The organism is Bacillus sonorensis NBRC 101234 = KCTC 13918, from assembly GCF_001592005.1.
Classification (GTDB): domain Bacteria; phylum Bacillota; class Bacilli; order Bacillales; family Bacillaceae; genus Bacillus; species Bacillus sonorensis.
The window spans coordinates 1-16,556 of record NZ_BCVZ01000006.1 but is presented as its reverse complement, the minus strand read 5'-3'; the positions used below and the strand labels follow the sequence as shown (position 1 = coordinate 16,556).

Here is a 16,556-nt window from a genome sequence, read left to right as displayed (position 1 = left end):
AGACGACTCCACCAAACAGAGACGAAGAACGCAAACAGCGCTAACATTCTCCGCAAAAAAAATGCACACATTATAATTTAGAAAGCTTTATTTCTTATTTTAAAAACTTTCGTCTGTTAATACAACTTGCAAAAGTTACATTTTCACTGCATGTTTACATGCTTATAAAGTCTCCCATATATTAATGTTATCGGGTATTTCTTATTCATTCTGAATGTTTTTTTTATGAAAAAACAAAAATTTTAGGTAAAAAGATTGAGAATTTATTTTCTGAGAATAAAAAAAAGTGAGGATATCCTTGCCCTCACTTTTTTGTAAACAACACGTTTAATGCGGTTTGAAGCTGCAGATCATTTTTCTCATCCAGCTTTTTTTCCTCAATTCGGAGATTTAAAGTATTTGCCGTTTTTTGGTCAATAACTCCAGACTTTTTCAGTTTGTTTTGCGCCTGAAACGCAGCAACAGCCTTTTTTGTTCCTTCATTGAAATAGCCGTCATACCGCCCGCAATCAAAGCCCAGGCCTTTTAACAGCAGCTGCGCCCGTTTGATTTCGCGAGTGTTCATATCAGTTTTAAGGGGCTCTTTCAGCTGAACCGGCCCTACCGAAAAATAGGATGGCTGTTTGACCGGAACCGTCGGCTGAATGCCTTTCTTATGGATCCAATTTCCTTTTGGCGTCAGCCATTTATAAAGCGTCAATTTGATATTGCTTCCATCGCCCATCGGGACAGCCTGCTGAACGGTGCCTTTTCCGAAGGAAGGGTCACCCACGACATGATACCCGGATGCTTCTTTTAAAGCCCCGGCGAGAATTTCAGACGCAGATGCGCTGCCTTTGTCCGTAATTACGCTTACAGGATAAGGTTTTTTCTCTTTCAATTTGGAGAAGTATTGTTTTTTATTGCCGTTTCTCTCAGCAATTTGAATATACGGCTGATCTTTTGTCACAAAATGTTTTAAAATGTCTTCAACACTTTGTAAATATCCGCCAGGATTGCCCCTGACATCTAACACAAGACCATCAATTCCCTTTTTCTCAAGTTTTTTCAGCTCTGCCGTAAAATCCTTGGCCGTATGTTCGGAAAAAGAAGAAATCGCGATATAGCCGACAGGCTTGCCCTTCACTCTTTTCATCGAGGCAAAAACGGTCTCAAGCGGTATTTCATCGCGTTTGATCGTAAATGTAAGCTGATCCCTCATTCCCGGACGGTGAACCTTCAACGTAACCGTCGAGCCTTTTTTTCCTCTGATCTTTAATACAGCATCATTCAGATCCCTTCCCGCCATCGATTCGCCGTCAATACTGATAATTTCATCGTTCGGCTTAAGTCCGGCTTTTTCCGCCGGAGATCTTTTGAAAGGAGAGACGATAATGATCTTTCTGTCTTCCATTCCTATTTCTGCCCCGATTCCTTCAAAGGAGGAATCAAGAGAATCGGAAAACCGTTTTGCGGTCTGTTTATCCATATAGACGGAGTAGGGATCGTTTAATGTGGAAAGCATGCCTTGAATGGCTCCTTCCAGCAGCTTTTCCTTGTCTACCTGCTCTACGTATTCATTCGAGATCAGATCGTATGCTTTCTCAATCTTCTCCATCGCATCGTTTTTGGCTGCGTCTCTGCCACCCGCAGCCGCTGCAGCTTTCGGTATATCGTCATGCCATGTATTGAGGTCGATTCCCGCTATTAAACCGCATAGCAGACTTATGGCAACGATGAGCCGCATCAACTTCTGATTCATCCTATACCTCCTCATCTGGCTCCACTTTTTTGTTGCTTGATGTAGTATGCGTCAAAAATGCTTTGTTATGTAATTGATTTTCTAATAAAGAAACTAAAAAAGCCGCCGAAATGATTTCCGGCAGCTTTCTTAGTTTTCTTTACAGGCTTTTCAGACGCTTGATGATTTCATCTGTCACTTCCTTAGTCGTGCTTGTCCCTCCGATGTCCGGTGTTAAAAACCCGCTTTTCAAAACGTCTTCAATTACATCCAGCAGCTTGCTTCCAAGCTCTTCTTCGCCAAAGTGGTCGAGCATCAGCTTCGCCGTCCAGATTTGGCCGATTGGATTGGCAATTCCTTTTCCGATAATATCCGGAGCGGAACCGTGAACGGGTTCAAACATGGAAGGATATTTGCCGTTGACATTTATGTTTGCTGCGGGCGCAATTCCAATGCTTCCCATGATCGCCGCTCCGATGTCAGTCAAAATATCTCCGAATAAGTTGCTGGCAACAATGACGTCAAATCTCTCAGGCTGTGTGACAAAAAAAGCAGCCAGTGCATCAATATGCTGTGAATCTGCTGCGATCTCAGGATAATCGTTTGCCGTACATTGAAATACCTCGTCCCAGAAAGGCATTGAATGGACGATTCCATTTGATTTTGTCGCACTTGTGACATGCTTTTTCCGCTTGGCCGCCATCTCAAAAGCGAAACGCATCGCTCTCTCCGTTCCCCTTCTTGAAAACACATTATTTTGAATCGCGATCTGATCTTCGTTTTGATACATTTTTCCGCCGACAGTGCTGTATTCGCCTTCACTGTTCTCCCGTACGACAAGCAGATCAAAATCGTTGGGATTCGCCAGAGGAGACCTGATCCCCTGCAAAAGCTTCGCAGGCCTGATGTTGATCACCTGTTCAAATTCGCGTCTTATTTTAATCAGGAGCCCCCATAAAGACACGTGGTCTGGAACAAGCAGACTGTTGCCGACCGCTCCCAAGAATATCGCGTCAAATTCCTTCAGCCGCTCCAATCCGTCATCAGCCATCATTTTCCCGTGTTCCAAATAATATTCACAGCTATATGGAAACTCTGTAAATTCAAATGACAGGCCGCCATGAACATCTGAAATCGCTTTCAAAACACGCTGTGCAGCAGGAACTACTTCTTTCCCCACACCGTCTCCCGGTATACTCGCAATACTGAACCCTTTCATCAGTTCATCCCCCACTTTTTAATTTGTCGACGGTCGACTGTTTCATTTTCATTCTATACCCCGTCCTGCGTACTGACAAGACATTCAGAAAAGAAATTTTGGAGGAAAAATAAAAAGCCGGCCTGGTCAATATGACCGAGCCGGCAATTCGTGCCTTACAGCGGTATATAGTCTGCCGGATCAACAGCGTTGGATTTCGCGTTGTTCCACAGGCCTTTATGAATTTCAAAATGCAAATGCTGGCCGTAGGACTGGCCTGTATTGCCCATTGTCCCGATGATTTGGCCCTGTTCGACACGCTGACCCGTGTGAACTTTTATGGATGACATGTGGGCATAAACTGTTTGATATGTCTGTCCATTGATATTATGGGTAATAAACACGACATTTCCATAGCTTGACGAATAATGGGCGTTGTAAACCGTTCCTGATGCAGCCGCATAGATCGGTACACCAGAGCCGCGCTTGGCAATGTCAACACCGAAATGGTTTCCGAGAGAACGGTTTCCGAATCCTGATGTAAATGTGCCTGCAGCAGGACGGATAAACCCTGAACTGCTCGGAGCGGACGGCTTGGATGAAGAAGCCTCTGAATTACCGGAATTTTGTGATGCAGCCTCTTGGGCTTTGCGCCGCTCTTCGGCTTCCTGCTTCTTTCTATACGCTTCTTCGGCTTTAATCGCTTCATCCTGGCGCTTTAGAATCTCAGCTTCATTCTCAAGGGAACCAAGCTCCGCGTGGGCATGATCTTTATCATGCTTCACCTTTTTCATCACTTTCGATTTTTTCTTTTGCTGATCATCAAGCGTCTTTTTTAATTTTTCCAGATCTTTCAGCGCTTTTTCAAGGCTTTGAAGATCCTGATTCAGTTTCGTTTCCTTTTCCTCAACAAGCTTAAGATCCTTTTTCTGCTCTTCTATTAAAACATTGTCCGCTTCAACAATTGTTGAAACAGCCCCGGCCCGGCTGATGAAGTCACCAAAGCTTTCTGCCCCCAGCAGAACATCTATGTATTGGTTGGAACCGCCGTTTTCCTGAATGGAACGAACCCTGTCCTTCAATATGTTATTCCGCTTTTCGATTTTTTCTTTCAGCTCTTGAATCTGTGCTTTCAGCTCTTCAATCTCTTTTTTCGTCTTGTCGATTTCTTCGTTCTTCTTTTCCAGTTTTTCATTCGTATCAGTCATTTGACCGTCTATTTTCTCAATCTCGCTTTTCAGGCTTGCTTCCTTTGATTCAAGCTCTGAAAGCTCCTGCTTCTTCTTTTCCTGCTTTGTCTGGTTTTTTGACTGCTTGCTCTGGACGTCGTTCTTTTTTTTCTCCAGGTCTTCATATGCTGAAGCCTGGTTGCTTTTTAACGGAAGCAAAACAGCCGACGTTCCGAGTAAAGCGGTTAAGCCCAGCGTCATAAACTTTCTTTTCAACCTTGGTTCCTCCTTGCCTTCAGAATCAAGGGATCCAGCTTTTACAGGTCCCAGCATGAAAAATAGGGCCGGCTGAAGAACAAGCCGGCTATACTTTTAGGAATTTCCGTATAGACATCAAGCTGCCCCATACGCCGATGAGTGCTCCGATCAGCACTAACACGGCGGAAACCTGGAAAACAAACGGATTGTATGGCAACAGTTCGATAATCGTTCCCTGAACTTTCGGTGCGATCCATTGAACAACATAATCATAGGTTGAGAGCAACAAAGCGACCGGAATAATTGCACCGCAGACTCCCAGCAGCAGGCCTTCAATAAAGAATGGCCAGCGGATAAACCAGTTTGTGGCGCCTACAAGCTTCATAATTTCAATTTCTTTGCGTCTCGCGAAAATTGTGATTTTAATAGTATTTGAGATGAGGAACATGGCCGTAAACAGCAATCCGACGACCAGTACGCCTCCAATGAATTTGGCGACATTACTGATGTTGAACAGGCGGTCCACATTCTCCTTCCCGTAGGTTACCTTATAAACATTATCTAATTTTTCGATTTTTTTGGCTGCTTTAGGAGCGTCTTGGGGATCCGTTGTTTTGACGATATATGCATCGTTTAGCGGATTCTCCTGATCAAACATAGAAAAGACTTTCCCATCCTCGCCAAAACTGTCTTTCAGGTTTTTAAGCTCTTCTTCTTTTGAAGAGTATTTAACACTGCTGATTTCTGATATTTTTTTAATCTCTTGTTCAAGCGTGTGTTTCTGATCCTGTTTAGCAGTTAAATCGATTAAAACTTTGACTTCCACTTGTTTTTCGGCGTTTGATGCCATATTCAGAAGGTTGAACATGATGACCAAAAATACGCCGACCAAGATGAGTGTAACTGTTACAGCACTGATGGATGCGAAAGTCATCCACGTGTTTCTTCCGAGAGATTTTAAGCTCTCGCGCAAATGCCGTCCGAGAGTTCTAATCATACGAACCATACTCCCCTCTAGCTTCATCACGCACAATGACTCCGTCTTCGATTGCGATGACCCGTTTCTTCATGGTGTTAACAATTTCTTTGTTATGAGTCGCCATAACGACCGTCGTTCCGCGGTTGTTGATTTCTTCAAGCGTCTTCATGATTTCCCAGGATGTCTCAGGATCAAGGTTTCCTGTCGGTTCGTCAGCGATGACAACGTCCGGGCTGTTGACGATCGATCTTGCGATTGAGACCCTTTGCTGCTCCCCGCCTGACAATTGATCCGGAAATTGTCTCGCTTTATGCTTTAACTGAACGAGATCAAGCACTTCAAGCACTTTTTTCCTGATGACATCAGGGCGCTCGCCGATGACTTCCAATGCGAAAGCGACATTTTCAAATACCGTCAGCTTCGGAAGCAGTTTGAAGTCCTGGAATACAACACCGATTTTTCTTCTGATAAAAGGTATTTCTCTTTCTTTTAACTGCGCCAGGTTTTTATTGCCTATGACAACCTTCCCTTTGGTCGGTTTTTCCTCGCGGTAGATCATTTTGATAAAAGTTGATTTTCCCGCTCCGCTCGGTCCGACGACATAAACAAACTCACCGGGATGTATTGAGATGCTTATTCCGTTCAGCGCAGACACCCCGTTGGAATAAGTCTTATACACATCTTTCATTTCGATCATGTAATCACCTAATCTTTTATGTTTATACGGTCATACTCTTCGAGAAAGTATGTCGCTTTCTGTCTTTATGTACGTCAATGCAAATGCTTGTCTTTTTCAACAACACCCATTATACGTCATGATTAGACAAAATGATATTACAGTTTTGTTTCAATGCCGACATAAGTTATAGGAAAAACGCAAAATCAGACAAAAACTTTGGACTTTAGGCCTTTTTTAAGGTGTGAATCGTGATAATCCCTCATTTTTAAATAGTCAAAAAGACTCTTTACAAATGAAAAAGGGACCATATTCACATTAAAGTGAACATGGTCCCTTCGCCTTCCCCAGGCTCAGCGGGAACGTCATTTAGGCAGCCGCTATTTTTTCTTTGCCAGCCACTTTGCCACCGCTTCAGCCTCTTCTCCCTTTGCAAGTCCGCCTGGCATACCGCCGCGGCCGTTTTCAACGATATCCTTGATTTCACTCTCTTTAAGCTTGCCTCCGACTTCTTTCAGGCTTGGGGCGGAACCGCCGGCCAAATCCTTTCCATGACAGCCGGTGCAGTTTTGCTGATAAATTTCCTCGCCGTCTTTTGCAGTCGTCTGTCCGCCTGTATTGTTGTCTTTGCTTTCGTTATTTCCTCCGCAGGCGGCAAGAACAAAAGAAACACCTAAAAACAGAGTAAACAGCTTCTTTTTCATTTTGAGGTCAGCTCCTTTAACAGATCAACCACTATTATAACCTTGATTACGCGCGTTTAAAACCCTCACCGAGCACCTCTGAAGCGTCCATGGCAATGACAAAAGCAGATTCATCAATATGTTTTACCAGTTGTTTCAGCTTTGTGAACTCGGTTTGCCCGACGACACACATCAGAATGGGACGTTCATCATCTGTATAGCCTCCGACTGCCGAGATCTTTGTAATGCCCCTGTCGATCTTCACCAGCACCGCTTTGCGAATTTCCTCTTCCCGGTTTGTAATAATCATCGCCATTTTTGAGCGGTTCAGCCCGACCTGAATAACATCAATAGTTTTGCTTGATATATAAACGCCGAGCATCGCGTAAAGCCCCTGCTCAATAGTAAAGACGAACATTGCCGACAGCACGATCATTCCGTCAATCAATGCCAGACATGTTCCGTGGGACAGCCCGGTGAATTTATGAATGATTTGTGCTGCCAGCGCCGTACCGCCAGTCGAACCTCTTCCAAGGAAAACCATTCCGATTCCGGTTCCGATCCCGACCCCGCCGAATATGGCTGCCAAGAGGGCATTGTGGGTCGCCGGACTGATGTCCCGCGTCAAATAAACGACAAGCGGGAGAAAAACTGAACCCACAAGCGTTTTCAGCCCGAATTTTCCTCCGAGTATCAGGACGCCGGCTATAAATAAAGGGATGTTAAAAGCCCACTGCACATAAGCCGCTTCAAAGCCAAACGTCTGCAAAATCGTACTGATTCCGCTGACCCCGCCCGCTGCAATCCGGTTGGGGAGCAAAAACATATTAAATGACACTCCGACAATCGCCGAACCGATCAGAATATAGCTATAATCGCGCATAACCGCAAAAAAATGATGTCTCGTTTTATTAAATGTCATTTCTGTCATCCCCCGCCAAGTCTAATACCATCGAGAGTATAGCATGTAGCCTATTGTAAGTAAATAACAGCCAAATAACGTATTAATCGGATAAAGCGGCAGAGGAAAAAAGGCCGTCCACATGGACCTCGACCTTAGGATGGACAACTGACAGCAGGTTTACCCGCAAAAAAAGAACACATCCCATCGGATGTGCTCTTATATTTACGAAAGTTTAGAACGCAGATACGCGTCAATAAAGGAGTCAATGTCACCGTCCATAACAGCCTGGACGTTCCCCATTTCCGTATTGGTTCTATGGTCCTTGACAAGAGAATACGGGTGGAAGACATAGGAACGGATTTGGCTTCCCCAGCCGATTTCTTTTTGCTCGCCGCGAATTTCATCGAGCTGCGCCTGCTGCTCTTCAATCCGCCGCTGATACAGCTTCGACTTCAGCATTTTCATGGCGCGTTCGCGGTTTTTAATTTGAGAACGTTCTGTTTGGCATGTCACGATGACGCCTGTCGGCAAGTGGGTAATCCGGACGGCAGAGTCTGTCGTGTTGACGTGCTGACCGCCGGCTCCGCTCGCCCGGTACGTATCAACCTTGATGTCCTCGGTCCTGATCTCGATATCGATTTCCTCATTGAATTCAGGCATGACATCGCAGGACACGAACGAGGTGTGCCTGCGCCCCGAGGAATCAAATGGAGAAATTCTGACAAGCCGGTGAACGCCCTTTTCGGCTTTTAAATAGCCGTAGGCGTTATGGCCTTTAATCAGAAGTGTGACAGACTTAATCCCCGCTTCATCCCCAGGAAGGTAATCAAGGGTTTCCACTTTAAATCCGCGGCGTTCAGCCCATCTCGTATACATTCTGAGAAGCATCGAGCCCCAATCCTGCGACTCTGTTCCGCCGGCTCCGGGATGAAGCTCAAGGATCGCGTTGTTTTTATCATAAGGCTCGCTTAACAGGAGCTGAAGTTCAAACTCATTAAACTTCTTCGTCAAGCTTTTCAGTTCGTTTTCGAGCTCATTTTGCAGGTCTTCATCAGGATCTTCTTTTAAAAGATCGTGTGTCATCTGCAGCTCTTCATGCGACTCGCTTAATTCCTTATACGTGTTCACATATTCCTTTAAAGCGTTCGCTTCATTAATGATCGTCTGCGCCTTTTGCTGGTCTCCCCAAAAATCCGGGTCAGCCATTTTTTCTTCCAGCTCGGCTATTTTTGCTTCCTTTGCTTCGAGGTCAAAGAGACCCCCTAAAGTCCGCTAATCGAGAAGCCATATTTTCAAGTTCCTGTCTGATTTCAGTTAATTCCATTTCCTTCACCTCATCATGAAATTCAGTACGGTCAAAATAAAAAGAGGTGCATCCCTCTTTTTATTCTGTTCTTCCGCAGCAATTTTTATATTTTTTTCCGCTTCCGCAGTAGCAAGGGTCGTTTCGTCCGATATCGACCGCTTTACGGACCGGTTTTTTCTTAGCCTGCTTCGCCTCATCGCCTTCTTTCGGCTGATGGGCCGTCGTTTGTCCCTGAATAACCTCTTCGCGCTCAAGGTTGTTTTCGATTTCAGCCTTCATGACGAATTTTGCGACATCATCTTCAATGGCGGCGATCATGTTTTCAAACATAGTAAAGCCTTCCATCTGATATTCGCGGAGCGGGTTCGTCTGGGCATATGCACGCAAATGGATACCTTGGCGAAGCTGATCCATCGCGTCGATGTGGTCCATCCATTTCGTATCCACTTCGCGGAGCACGATGACCTTCTCAAATTCGCGCATTTGTTCAGAGCCGAAACGCTCTTCTTTTTCATCATATTTCGTTTTGATTCGGTCAAAGACAAGCTCTGTAATTTCTTCAGACTCTTTTCCGAAAATGTCGCTCTTCTCAAGCGCGCCCTCATCGAGGAAATTCGAATTGATCTGTTCGACCAGACCGTCAAGATTCCATTCTTCAGGCAATTCTTCTTTTGGAGTATATGATGCAACAGTGCGCTCAAGCGAAGATTTGATCATATTCTCCACGATTGAACGGAGGTTATCCGAATCAATGACTTCGAAGCGCTGTTTATAAATGACTTCCCGCTGCTGACGAAGAACGTCGTCATATTGAAGCAGCTGTTTACGGGCGTCAAAGTTGTTTCCTTCCACCCGTTTCTGTGAAGATTCCACCGCTCTTGACACCATTTTGCTCTGAATCGGCGTTGAATCGTCCATTCCAAAGCGGTCGAGCATAGCCATCGTCCGCTCGGCCCCGAACCGTTTCATTAATTCATCTTCCATTGAAAGATAAAATTGGGTAATACCAGGATCACCCTGACGGCCTGAACGTCCGCGCAGCTGATTATCGATCCTGCGTGATTCATGGCGCTCCGTACCGATAACTGCCAATCCGCCAAGATCTTTAACGCCTTCGCCAAGCTTGATGTCCGTACCGCGTCCCGCCATGTTTGTCGCGATCGTCACCGCGCCTTTTTGACCGGCGTCTTCAATAATCTGGGCTTCGCGCTCATGGTTTTTCGCATTTAGAACCTGATGCGGGATTCCCTTGTTTTTCAGCAGTTTGGATATCAATTCAGACGTTTCGACCGCAACCGTCCCGACAAGAACCGGCTGACCGACCATGTAGCGCTGGGCGACATCCTCAGCCACGGCTTTAAATTTGCCGTCCATGGTGCGGTAGATCAAATCCGGACGGTCATCACGGATCACCGGCTTATTCGTCGGAATCGTCACAACCTGCATGTTGTAGATGTTGCGGAATTCTTCTTCTTCCGTTTTCGCCGTACCTGTCATACCGGCCAGTTTTTCGTACATACGGAAGTAGTTTTGGAAGGTGATCGTTGCAAGCGTCATGCTCTCGTTTTGAATTTCAAGCCCTTCCTTCGCTTCAATGGCCTGGTGAAGTCCGTCGCTGTAGCGGCGCCCCTTCATCAGACGGCCCGTAAACGAATCGACGATGATGACCTGTCCCTCTTCAACAACATAGTCAACATCTTTATGCATCGCCACATGCGCTTTAAGCGCCTGCGCAATATGGTGGTTCAGCGCCACATGGCGCACATCGAACAAGTTTTCAATGCCAAACGCTTTCTCGGCTTTTGTCATTCCTTCTTCAGTCAGCTGAACGCTCTTTGTTTTAATATCGTACGTGTAGTCCTGCTCAACTTTCAGCGTACGGACAAACGCGTTCGCCTGGACGTAAAGCTTTGTCGATTTCGCCGCTTGGCCGGAAATAATCAGCGGTGTTCTCGCTTCATCGATCAGGATGGAGTCCACCTCATCGATGACCGCAAAATGAAGCGGACGCTGCACCATCTGCTCTTTATAAAGAACCATGTTGTCCCTTAAATAGTCAAAACCAAGCTCATTATTCGTTGAATACGTAATATCGGCAGCGTACGCGTCACGCTTCTCGTCTTTTGATAAGCTGTTCAGATTCAAGCCGACAGTCAGACCGAGAAACTGAAAGATCTGGCCCATTTCTTCAGCATCGCGGCTTGCCAAATATTCGTTGACAGTCACGACGTGAACGCCTTTTCCGGAAAGCGCGTTTAAATACACAGGCATCGTGGAGGTCAGTGTTTTACCTTCCCCGGTTTTCATTTCAGCGATGTTTCCTTCATGCAGGGCGATACCACCCATCAGCTGAACTTTGAACGGGAACATACCGGTTACCCGTCGGGAGGCTTCCCTGACGACGGCGAATGCTTCTGTCAGCAGGTCGTCAAGTGTTTCACCTTTTTCAAGACGCTCTTTAAATTCGATGGTTTTATCTTTCAATGCCTCATCTGAAAGTTTTTCCATATCGGCCTTGAGCGCATCGATCTCATTCGCTTTCTTTTCATAACGGCTGAGCGTGCGTTTAGTCGGATCAAACACTTTATTTAAAATTCCAAGCATAGAATAACGCTCCTCTGTAAATTTCCTTGTTTAGTCAACAGCAAACAGTGATTTTCATATATGCAATATCATATCACACCTTTTGTCATTTCCAAACAATTTACCGTGCGGATGCGGAAAAAAACCCCTCTGCGGGAAGACCGAGAGGGATTTGGTTATCTTCTATTCATTCGGTTCAATTAAACCGTACTTTCCGTCATTTCTTCGATAGACCACATTGGTCAGATTGGTTTCGGCGTTCGTGAATACGAAGAAGTCGTGGCCAAGCATGTTCATTTGCAAAATCGCTTCTTCATTATCCATCGGCTTTAAATTAAATCGTTTTTGACGGACAACCTGAGGCTGTTCTTCATCGGTTTCTTCCTGCACAGCTGTGCCGATGCCGTTTCCTTCCGCAAACAAGTGCTTTGGTGAACCTTTTTCACGGAATTTCCGGTTCACTTTTGTTTTATGTTTGCGTATTTGACGTTCGAGTTTGGTTGCTGCGAGATCGATTGCATTGTACATATCTTCGTGATGAACCTCGGCACGGAGAGAGAGGTCTATCATTGGAATTGTCACTTCAACTTTGGATTCCTGATCATTGTAGAATTTCAAGTTGACTTGGACAATCGCATCGACATCATTTTCAAAATAACGTCCCAGCTTTCCAATTTTCTTCTCGACGTGTTCCCTTAATGCTGCTGTCACCTCAATGTTTTCTCCTCTGACGTTGAACTCCATCAAAAGAACGCCTCCTTTATATTAAGGATATGTAAATATATTTCGCCTTTTCCCTTCGTCATTCCTGCACAAACATAAAAATTTTGTGAAAAATTCGTGAATTTTGACGAAGTTTGTCCCAAAGATGTGAAGAGGTAACCCTTTATAGAATTCTAAGTATATTCAGGGACGGCAGAAATCAGAACAGTTCTGCCGCTTTCCTGAAATCCCTCGGCTTCCTTGATCAAAAAAAGGGGCAATCATGCCCCAATGGTCAAACTGACGTCTGCAAGGCAGACTTGTTTTCCATCTACTCTTTCGATTCCCAAAATTAATGAATGACGAACGGCTTCATACATTGATGAATCGCATCCATCCAGCTTCGATAAAGAGGCAAAAAACGGTTTTGCAAGTAGTTTTGAAATTCGCCGGAAGGAAAAGAGCAATCGATCAGGCTGTCGAAATCACGGAAGACTCTGTCAAAAGAACGGATGGAGGACTCGGCACAGCTCGTCTTCATAATCGAAAGAAGAAGGGCATGCGATGAATCGATTTGAAAAAATGCATAGATGAGATCATGGAAGATCCGTTCGCCTTCTGTTTTGGCAAAATCCTGATCAGCCTCGACTAAATAGCACAGCCCCTCCTCGATAGTAAACAGAAGTTGGTAGTAAGTTGATAAAAGCATATAATCCCCGGTGCTCGTCAAAACTATCACCTATTTGCGCCTGTCGTAGTACGTACCGTCGATCGTCATATTGTTATATGGATTTCTATACGTCTGATGCAGAGATCGTTTTTTCTTCGCCAGAAGCAGCTCGTTTTTGACGTCTTGCCGCAATCTTTTCAATTCGGTCATCACCAGCGGCTCCAATTCAAGCACCTGTTCCAGCTTCAGCTTTTCTTCCTCAGAAAGCGGCGGCTTGATCTCATTGATCAAGCCTTCGCGTTTCTGGAGAAATTCTTCAATCGACTGAAGCAGCTCATCGCTTTCAGGAGCATCCTTCACCTTGGCCAGCATGTTTTTGGTTTCACTGTACAAGAGCGCTGTCCTGTTCATTATGCTCGTCCGCCTGTTCCGTACCGGCCTTGCCGTTCGATTTGAATCGCCTGCTTCCAGGCATCGCGGAAGTCATTCACATATCCTTCGACTTCACTCACAATATCCTGGTCATTGTTGATATTCGCCTCGATTAAACGGCGGTGAATATACTCATACATCGCACCCATTGATTGGGACAGCTCCACTTCCCGGTTTAAGGTCAAATTCAGCTCCTGGATGATCTTTTGCGCTTTGACAAGGTTCGTATTTTTCATTTCCATATCCCCTTGCTCCATCGCCTGTTTGGCCAGCTTCATGAATTTCAGGCAGCCGTCATACAGCATGAGCGTCAGTTCCCCCGGGCTTTTCATATTAATCGAATTTTGCTGATAAGCAGCATACGGATTGTTCAAAGCCATTCTTAATCCTCCAGATTACGGTTATTGTCCTAGCATTTGCGATATATATGTCGATTGTTCGTTCATTCTTTGAATCGCTTTTTCCATCGCTGTGAATTTCGAATAGTAGCGGTCTTCAATTTTTGTGAGACGATCCGTCCATGTCGAAATATCGGAAGCGACCCGGTTTAAATTTTTCCCGATTGAATAATCGTTTGTCGACATATTAGAGTTTCCGGCTTTTTCTTCAATCTGTTTCTTCGTATTTGTTAAAACAGACTGAAGCCGTCTTACGATGCCTTTTTCGCTATCATTCTCAGTGCTGCTCGTTCCTGCGATAAACAAATTAGCCACACTGTCGGGATCTTCCTTGATTTTCGCTTTCAGCTTTTCTTCATTGATTTCTAGATGACCGCGCTGACTGTAAGAGCTTGAAGTCGTAATACCGAACTGGGTAAGCTGCAAAGATTCTCCATTGACGGAAACACTTGAATAGAAGTCAGTCCGCATTTGGTTGGTGGCGCCGCTTAAAATAGTGTCGTTTCTTAACAGCCCGCTTTTCGCTTTTTCTTCCCAAAGCTCGACCTGTTTATCTGTCATATCTTCCTTCTGTTCATCTGTCAGCGGTGTATAATCGCGGTATTTTTCCTCAGTCAGCTTGCCGTTGACCATATCGATCAATTCATTGTACTTTGTGACAAAATCCTTGATCGATTCATAAATGCCGTCAACGTCTGTTGATACATCTAGTGAAACAGGACTGGCCGTCTCATTTTTCAGCGTATAGGTTACATTATTGACAGTGAAGTTATTTGACGTTTTCTCCATTTGCAATCCGTTGATGACGACTTCTGCGTTTCGGCCCGCTTGGCTGGCCGTCAGCTTGTTGTCGGCATCAAGCGCAAAGCCGAGCTGGTCTGTCATGAAACTTGCCGTCGCGGCATCAGCGGCTTGAATGCTGCCGCCCGCCCCTGTCGCTTTGGATGTTAAGGCGATCGTCTCTACATATTCGGATCCGTTATAAATCTTATCTTTAATCGCAGTAACACCTAGACCGGAGCTGTTTAATTTTGAAACAATGTTATCCAATGTATCCGTGCTGCTTACACTGATTTCAACCTTCTTCGCTGTAGTTTCGCCAGGAGCTGTCACCTGAAAGGTGAGCGTCTGGTCACTTCCCGTGTAGCCTGAAATGTCGGAAGACTTATAGGTTGCTGCAGTTGCCAGCTTGTTCACTTGAATTGTGCTAGAGGCCGAGTTTGTCGTTGCTGTCGCAGTGACTGCAGATTCGTTAGAGCTTGTCACCTTTTTCGCGCCGTATGTACTTGGGCGGAGCATTTTATTGATCGATTCCTGCAAGTCTTTAATTTTCGTATTGATTTCACGGTAGCTGTCCCGCTGCCATTCAAGAAGCTGTTTCTTTTGTTTCAGCTTATCAAGCGGCGCGCGCTCTGTTTTCATCAATTTACTGACGATATCGTCTATATCCATTCCTGAAGCCAAACCTGAAATTCTCATTACCATATGCCAAACACTCCTCTTCTATGTTGTTTTATCGACAATTAAACCCATAAACTCTGCCATGGCCGCATAAAAATCAAGCCACTCTTTCGGCGGAATTTCCCGAATCACTTCATCCGTCTGATTGTCCACAACCTTCACATAATACTCGCCCAGTTTTTCATGAAGCTCAAACTGGAGATGGACTTGGGAAGGCTCCAAAAGCTTGTTTGCTCCCTGGACCGTTTTTTCAAGCTGCGGAAATGAAAAACCATCCATGTCAGCCGCCTGCACTTCTTCCGAAACTTCTTGCTGCCTGTTCGTCATCTGTGTCTTGTAAGCATCAATAATAGGTTCCAAAGATGTCAGTCTCCCGATCGACATTATTTACCATCCCCTATGCTATGATCTAAAATTTATATCGGCTAAGCCAGTGATAGATTTTAATAAATTTATGGAAAAAACTTATTTTAAAATCAAAATAACAGGAATCCACCTTGGAGGATTCCTGTTTGCCATTCAATAAAAAAAGACCTTGGCCAAAGCCAAGATCTTTTTATGCAATTAACGTAACAATTGAAGCACGTTTTGCGGCTGTTGGTTCGCTTGAGCAAGCATTGCTTGAGAAGCTTGAGAAAGAATGTTGTTCTTTGTGAACTCGCTCATTTCTTTCGCCATGTCAACGTCACGGATACGAGACTCAGCTGCTGTCAAGTTCTCAGAAGATGCACCAAGGTTGTTGATTGTGTGCTCTAGACGGTTTTGGACTGCACCGAGTTTAGAGCGTTGAGTTGATACTTGTTTGATTGCATTATCGATCGCACCTAATTGTTTGTCAAAAGTGAATCCTGAAGGATCAGCTGAAATATCAGTTCCTTTTTCGTCTACTTTACCAGTTAGTGCTACAACATCGATTTGCTCAACAGTGAAGTTTTTTGTAGCATCAGCTGGATCAACGATTGTTCCGATCTTACCAACGGCCATGCTTTCGATATTAACTGAAATCGTTTGGCCACTGTTTGCTCCGATTTGGAATTGTAGTTTTTCTCCGTCAGTAGAATTGAATGTGCCATCAAGAAGGTTTTTACCATTGAATTGTGTACGGTCAGAGATACCTTTACTTGCACCGGCCTTAGTTGATCCACCAATCTCTTCTTTCAGTGCATTGATTTCATCTTGGATTGCACCAAGATCAGTAGTATCTTGTGTACCTGTGTTGTTCGCTTGAACAACAAGCTCACGCATACGTTGAAGAATCGCATGAGTTTCAGTCAATGCTCCCTCAGCAGTTTGGATAAGAGAGATACCATCTTGAGCGTTTTTGGAAGCCATTTCTAAACCGCGAATTTGACCTCTCATTTTTTCAGAGATTGCAAGACCTGCTGCGTCATCTCCCGCACGGTTGATTTTAAGACCT

General features: G+C 44.8%; 16 protein-coding genes. All 16 read right to left on the bottom strand.

The genetic code is table 11. From position 1 onward, the window contains the following. Positions 1 to 304: 304 nt before the first annotated feature. A complete protein-coding gene (gene ctpB, locus BTR1S_RS09470; RefSeq protein WP_029419575.1) occupies positions 305 to 1,741 on the bottom strand; it encodes a carboxy-terminal processing protease CtpB in 1,437 nt (478 codons plus the stop codon). Between the two features lie 139 nt (positions 1,742 to 1,880). Next, positions 1,881 to 2,939, bottom strand: coding sequence for a tartrate dehydrogenase (locus BTR1S_RS09465; protein WP_006639238.1), 1,059 nt, complete (start codon positions 2,937 to 2,939; stop codon positions 1,881 to 1,883). A gap of 155 nt (positions 2,940 to 3,094) precedes the next feature. Next, positions 3,095 to 4,363 carry a murein hydrolase activator EnvC family protein gene (locus BTR1S_RS09460; protein ID WP_006639239.1) on the bottom strand — a complete coding sequence of 423 codons (1,269 nt, stop codon included), beginning with the start codon at positions 4,361 to 4,363 and terminating at the stop codon, positions 3,095 to 3,097. An 88-nt stretch (positions 4,364 to 4,451) separates the two neighbouring features. Then, positions 4,452 to 5,342 carry a permease-like cell division protein FtsX gene (gene ftsX, locus BTR1S_RS09455; RefSeq protein WP_006639240.1) on the bottom strand — a complete coding sequence of 297 codons (891 nt, stop codon included), beginning with the start codon at positions 5,340 to 5,342 and terminating at the stop codon, positions 4,452 to 4,454. Then, the gene (gene ftsE, locus BTR1S_RS09450; protein WP_006639241.1) at positions 5,335 to 6,021 is read right to left on the bottom strand and encodes a cell division ATP-binding protein FtsE; all 687 of its coding nucleotides are present in this window, start codon (positions 6,019 to 6,021) and stop codon (positions 5,335 to 5,337) included. Before ftsE ends, ftsX begins: the two co-directional genes overlap by 8 nt. 359 nt (positions 6,022 to 6,380) lie before the next feature. Next, positions 6,381 to 6,704 (bottom strand): cytochrome c551, encoded by a 324-nt coding sequence (gene cccB, locus BTR1S_RS09445; protein WP_006639242.1) that lies wholly within the window; start codon positions 6,702 to 6,704, stop codon positions 6,381 to 6,383. 46 nt (positions 6,705 to 6,750) lie between these two features. Next, positions 6,751 to 7,605 carry a YitT family protein gene (locus tag BTR1S_RS09440; RefSeq protein ID WP_029419576.1) on the bottom strand — a complete coding sequence of 285 codons (855 nt, stop codon included), beginning with the start codon at positions 7,603 to 7,605 and terminating at the stop codon, positions 6,751 to 6,753. Between the two features lie 204 nt (positions 7,606 to 7,809). Further along, a protein-coding gene (prfB, locus tag BTR1S_RS09435; RefSeq protein WP_100244896.1) for a peptide chain release factor 2 occupies positions 7,810 to 8,911 on the bottom strand; the annotation gives its coding sequence in 2 pieces (ribosomal slippage) (positions 7,810 to 8,838 and positions 8,840 to 8,911; 1,101 coding nt in all). 60 nt (positions 8,912 to 8,971) lie between these two features. Then, the gene (secA, locus tag BTR1S_RS09430; protein ID WP_006639245.1) at positions 8,972 to 11,497 is read right to left on the bottom strand and encodes a preprotein translocase subunit SecA; all 2,526 of its coding nucleotides are present in this window, start codon (positions 11,495 to 11,497) and stop codon (positions 8,972 to 8,974) included. A 162-nt stretch (positions 11,498 to 11,659) separates the two neighbouring features. Continuing rightward, a complete protein-coding gene (gene hpf, locus BTR1S_RS09425) occupies positions 11,660 to 12,220 on the bottom strand; it encodes a ribosome hibernation-promoting factor, HPF/YfiA family (protein ID WP_006639246.1) in 561 nt (186 codons plus the stop codon). Positions 12,221 to 12,530: 310 nt separating this feature from the next. Beyond that, positions 12,531 to 12,908: a DUF8042 domain-containing protein gene (locus BTR1S_RS09420; protein WP_006639247.1), complete on the bottom strand. Its 378-nt coding sequence runs from the start codon at positions 12,906 to 12,908 to the stop codon at positions 12,531 to 12,533. Between the two features lie 9 nt (positions 12,909 to 12,917). Next, a complete protein-coding gene (fliT, locus tag BTR1S_RS09415; protein WP_006639248.1) occupies positions 12,918 to 13,259 on the bottom strand; it encodes a flagellar protein FliT in 342 nt (113 codons plus the stop codon). Next, positions 13,259 to 13,660: a flagellar export chaperone FliS gene (gene fliS, locus BTR1S_RS09410; RefSeq protein WP_006639249.1), complete on the bottom strand. Its 402-nt coding sequence runs from the start codon at positions 13,658 to 13,660 to the stop codon at positions 13,259 to 13,261. Before fliS ends, fliT begins: the two co-directional genes overlap by 1 nt. A gap of 21 nt (positions 13,661 to 13,681) precedes the next feature. Further along, a complete protein-coding gene (locus BTR1S_RS09405; RefSeq protein WP_006639250.1) occupies positions 13,682 to 15,163 on the bottom strand; it encodes a flagellar hook-associated protein 2 in 1,482 nt (493 codons plus the stop codon). A gap of 18 nt (positions 15,164 to 15,181) precedes the next feature. After that, positions 15,182 to 15,523, bottom strand: a complete 342-nt coding sequence (gene flaG / locus BTR1S_RS09400) for a flagellar protein FlaG (RefSeq protein ID WP_006639251.1) — start codon at positions 15,521 to 15,523, stop codon at positions 15,182 to 15,184. A 180-nt stretch (positions 15,524 to 15,703) separates the two neighbouring features. Further along, a partial coding sequence (gene hag, locus BTR1S_RS09395; RefSeq protein ID WP_061781673.1) for a flagellin Hag occupies positions 15,704 to 16,556 on the bottom strand: 853 nt, incomplete at its 5' end.

Coding starts and splice junctions, on each gene's coding strand:
- ctpB (WP_029419575.1), bottom strand. CDS start 1,741: ATGAATCAGAAGTTGATGCGGCTCATCGTTGCCATAAGTCTGCTATGC.
- BTR1S_RS09465 (WP_006639238.1), bottom strand. CDS start 2,939: ATGAAAGGGTTCAGTATTGCGAGTATACCGGGAGACGGTGTGGGGAAA.
- ftsX (WP_006639240.1), bottom strand. CDS start 5,342: ATGATTAGAACTCTCGGACGGCATTTGCGCGAGAGCTTAAAATCTCTC.
- ftsE (WP_006639241.1), bottom strand. CDS start 6,021: ATGATCGAAATGAAAGATGTGTATAAGACTTATTCCAACGGGGTGTCT.
- cccB (WP_006639242.1), bottom strand. CDS start 6,704: ATGAAAAAGAAGCTGTTTACTCTGTTTTTAGGTGTTTCTTTTGTTCTT.
- BTR1S_RS09440 (WP_029419576.1), bottom strand. CDS start 7,605: ATGACATTTAATAAAACGAGACATCATTTTTTTGCGGTTATGCGCGAT.
- secA (WP_006639245.1), bottom strand. CDS start 11,497: ATGCTTGGAATTTTAAATAAAGTGTTTGATCCGACTAAACGCACGCTC.
- hpf (WP_006639246.1), bottom strand. CDS start 12,220: ATGGAGTTCAACGTCAGAGGAGAAAACATTGAGGTGACAGCAGCATTA.
- fliT (WP_006639248.1), bottom strand. CDS start 13,259: ATGAACAGGACAGCGCTCTTGTACAGTGAAACCAAAAACATGCTGGCC.
- fliS (WP_006639249.1), bottom strand. CDS start 13,660: ATGGCTTTGAACAATCCGTATGCTGCTTATCAGCAAAATTCGATTAAT.
- BTR1S_RS09405 (WP_006639250.1), bottom strand. CDS start 15,163: ATGGTAATGAGAATTTCAGGTTTGGCTTCAGGAATGGATATAGACGAT.
- flaG (WP_006639251.1), bottom strand. CDS start 15,523: ATGTCGATCGGGAGACTGACATCTTTGGAACCTATTATTGATGCTTAC.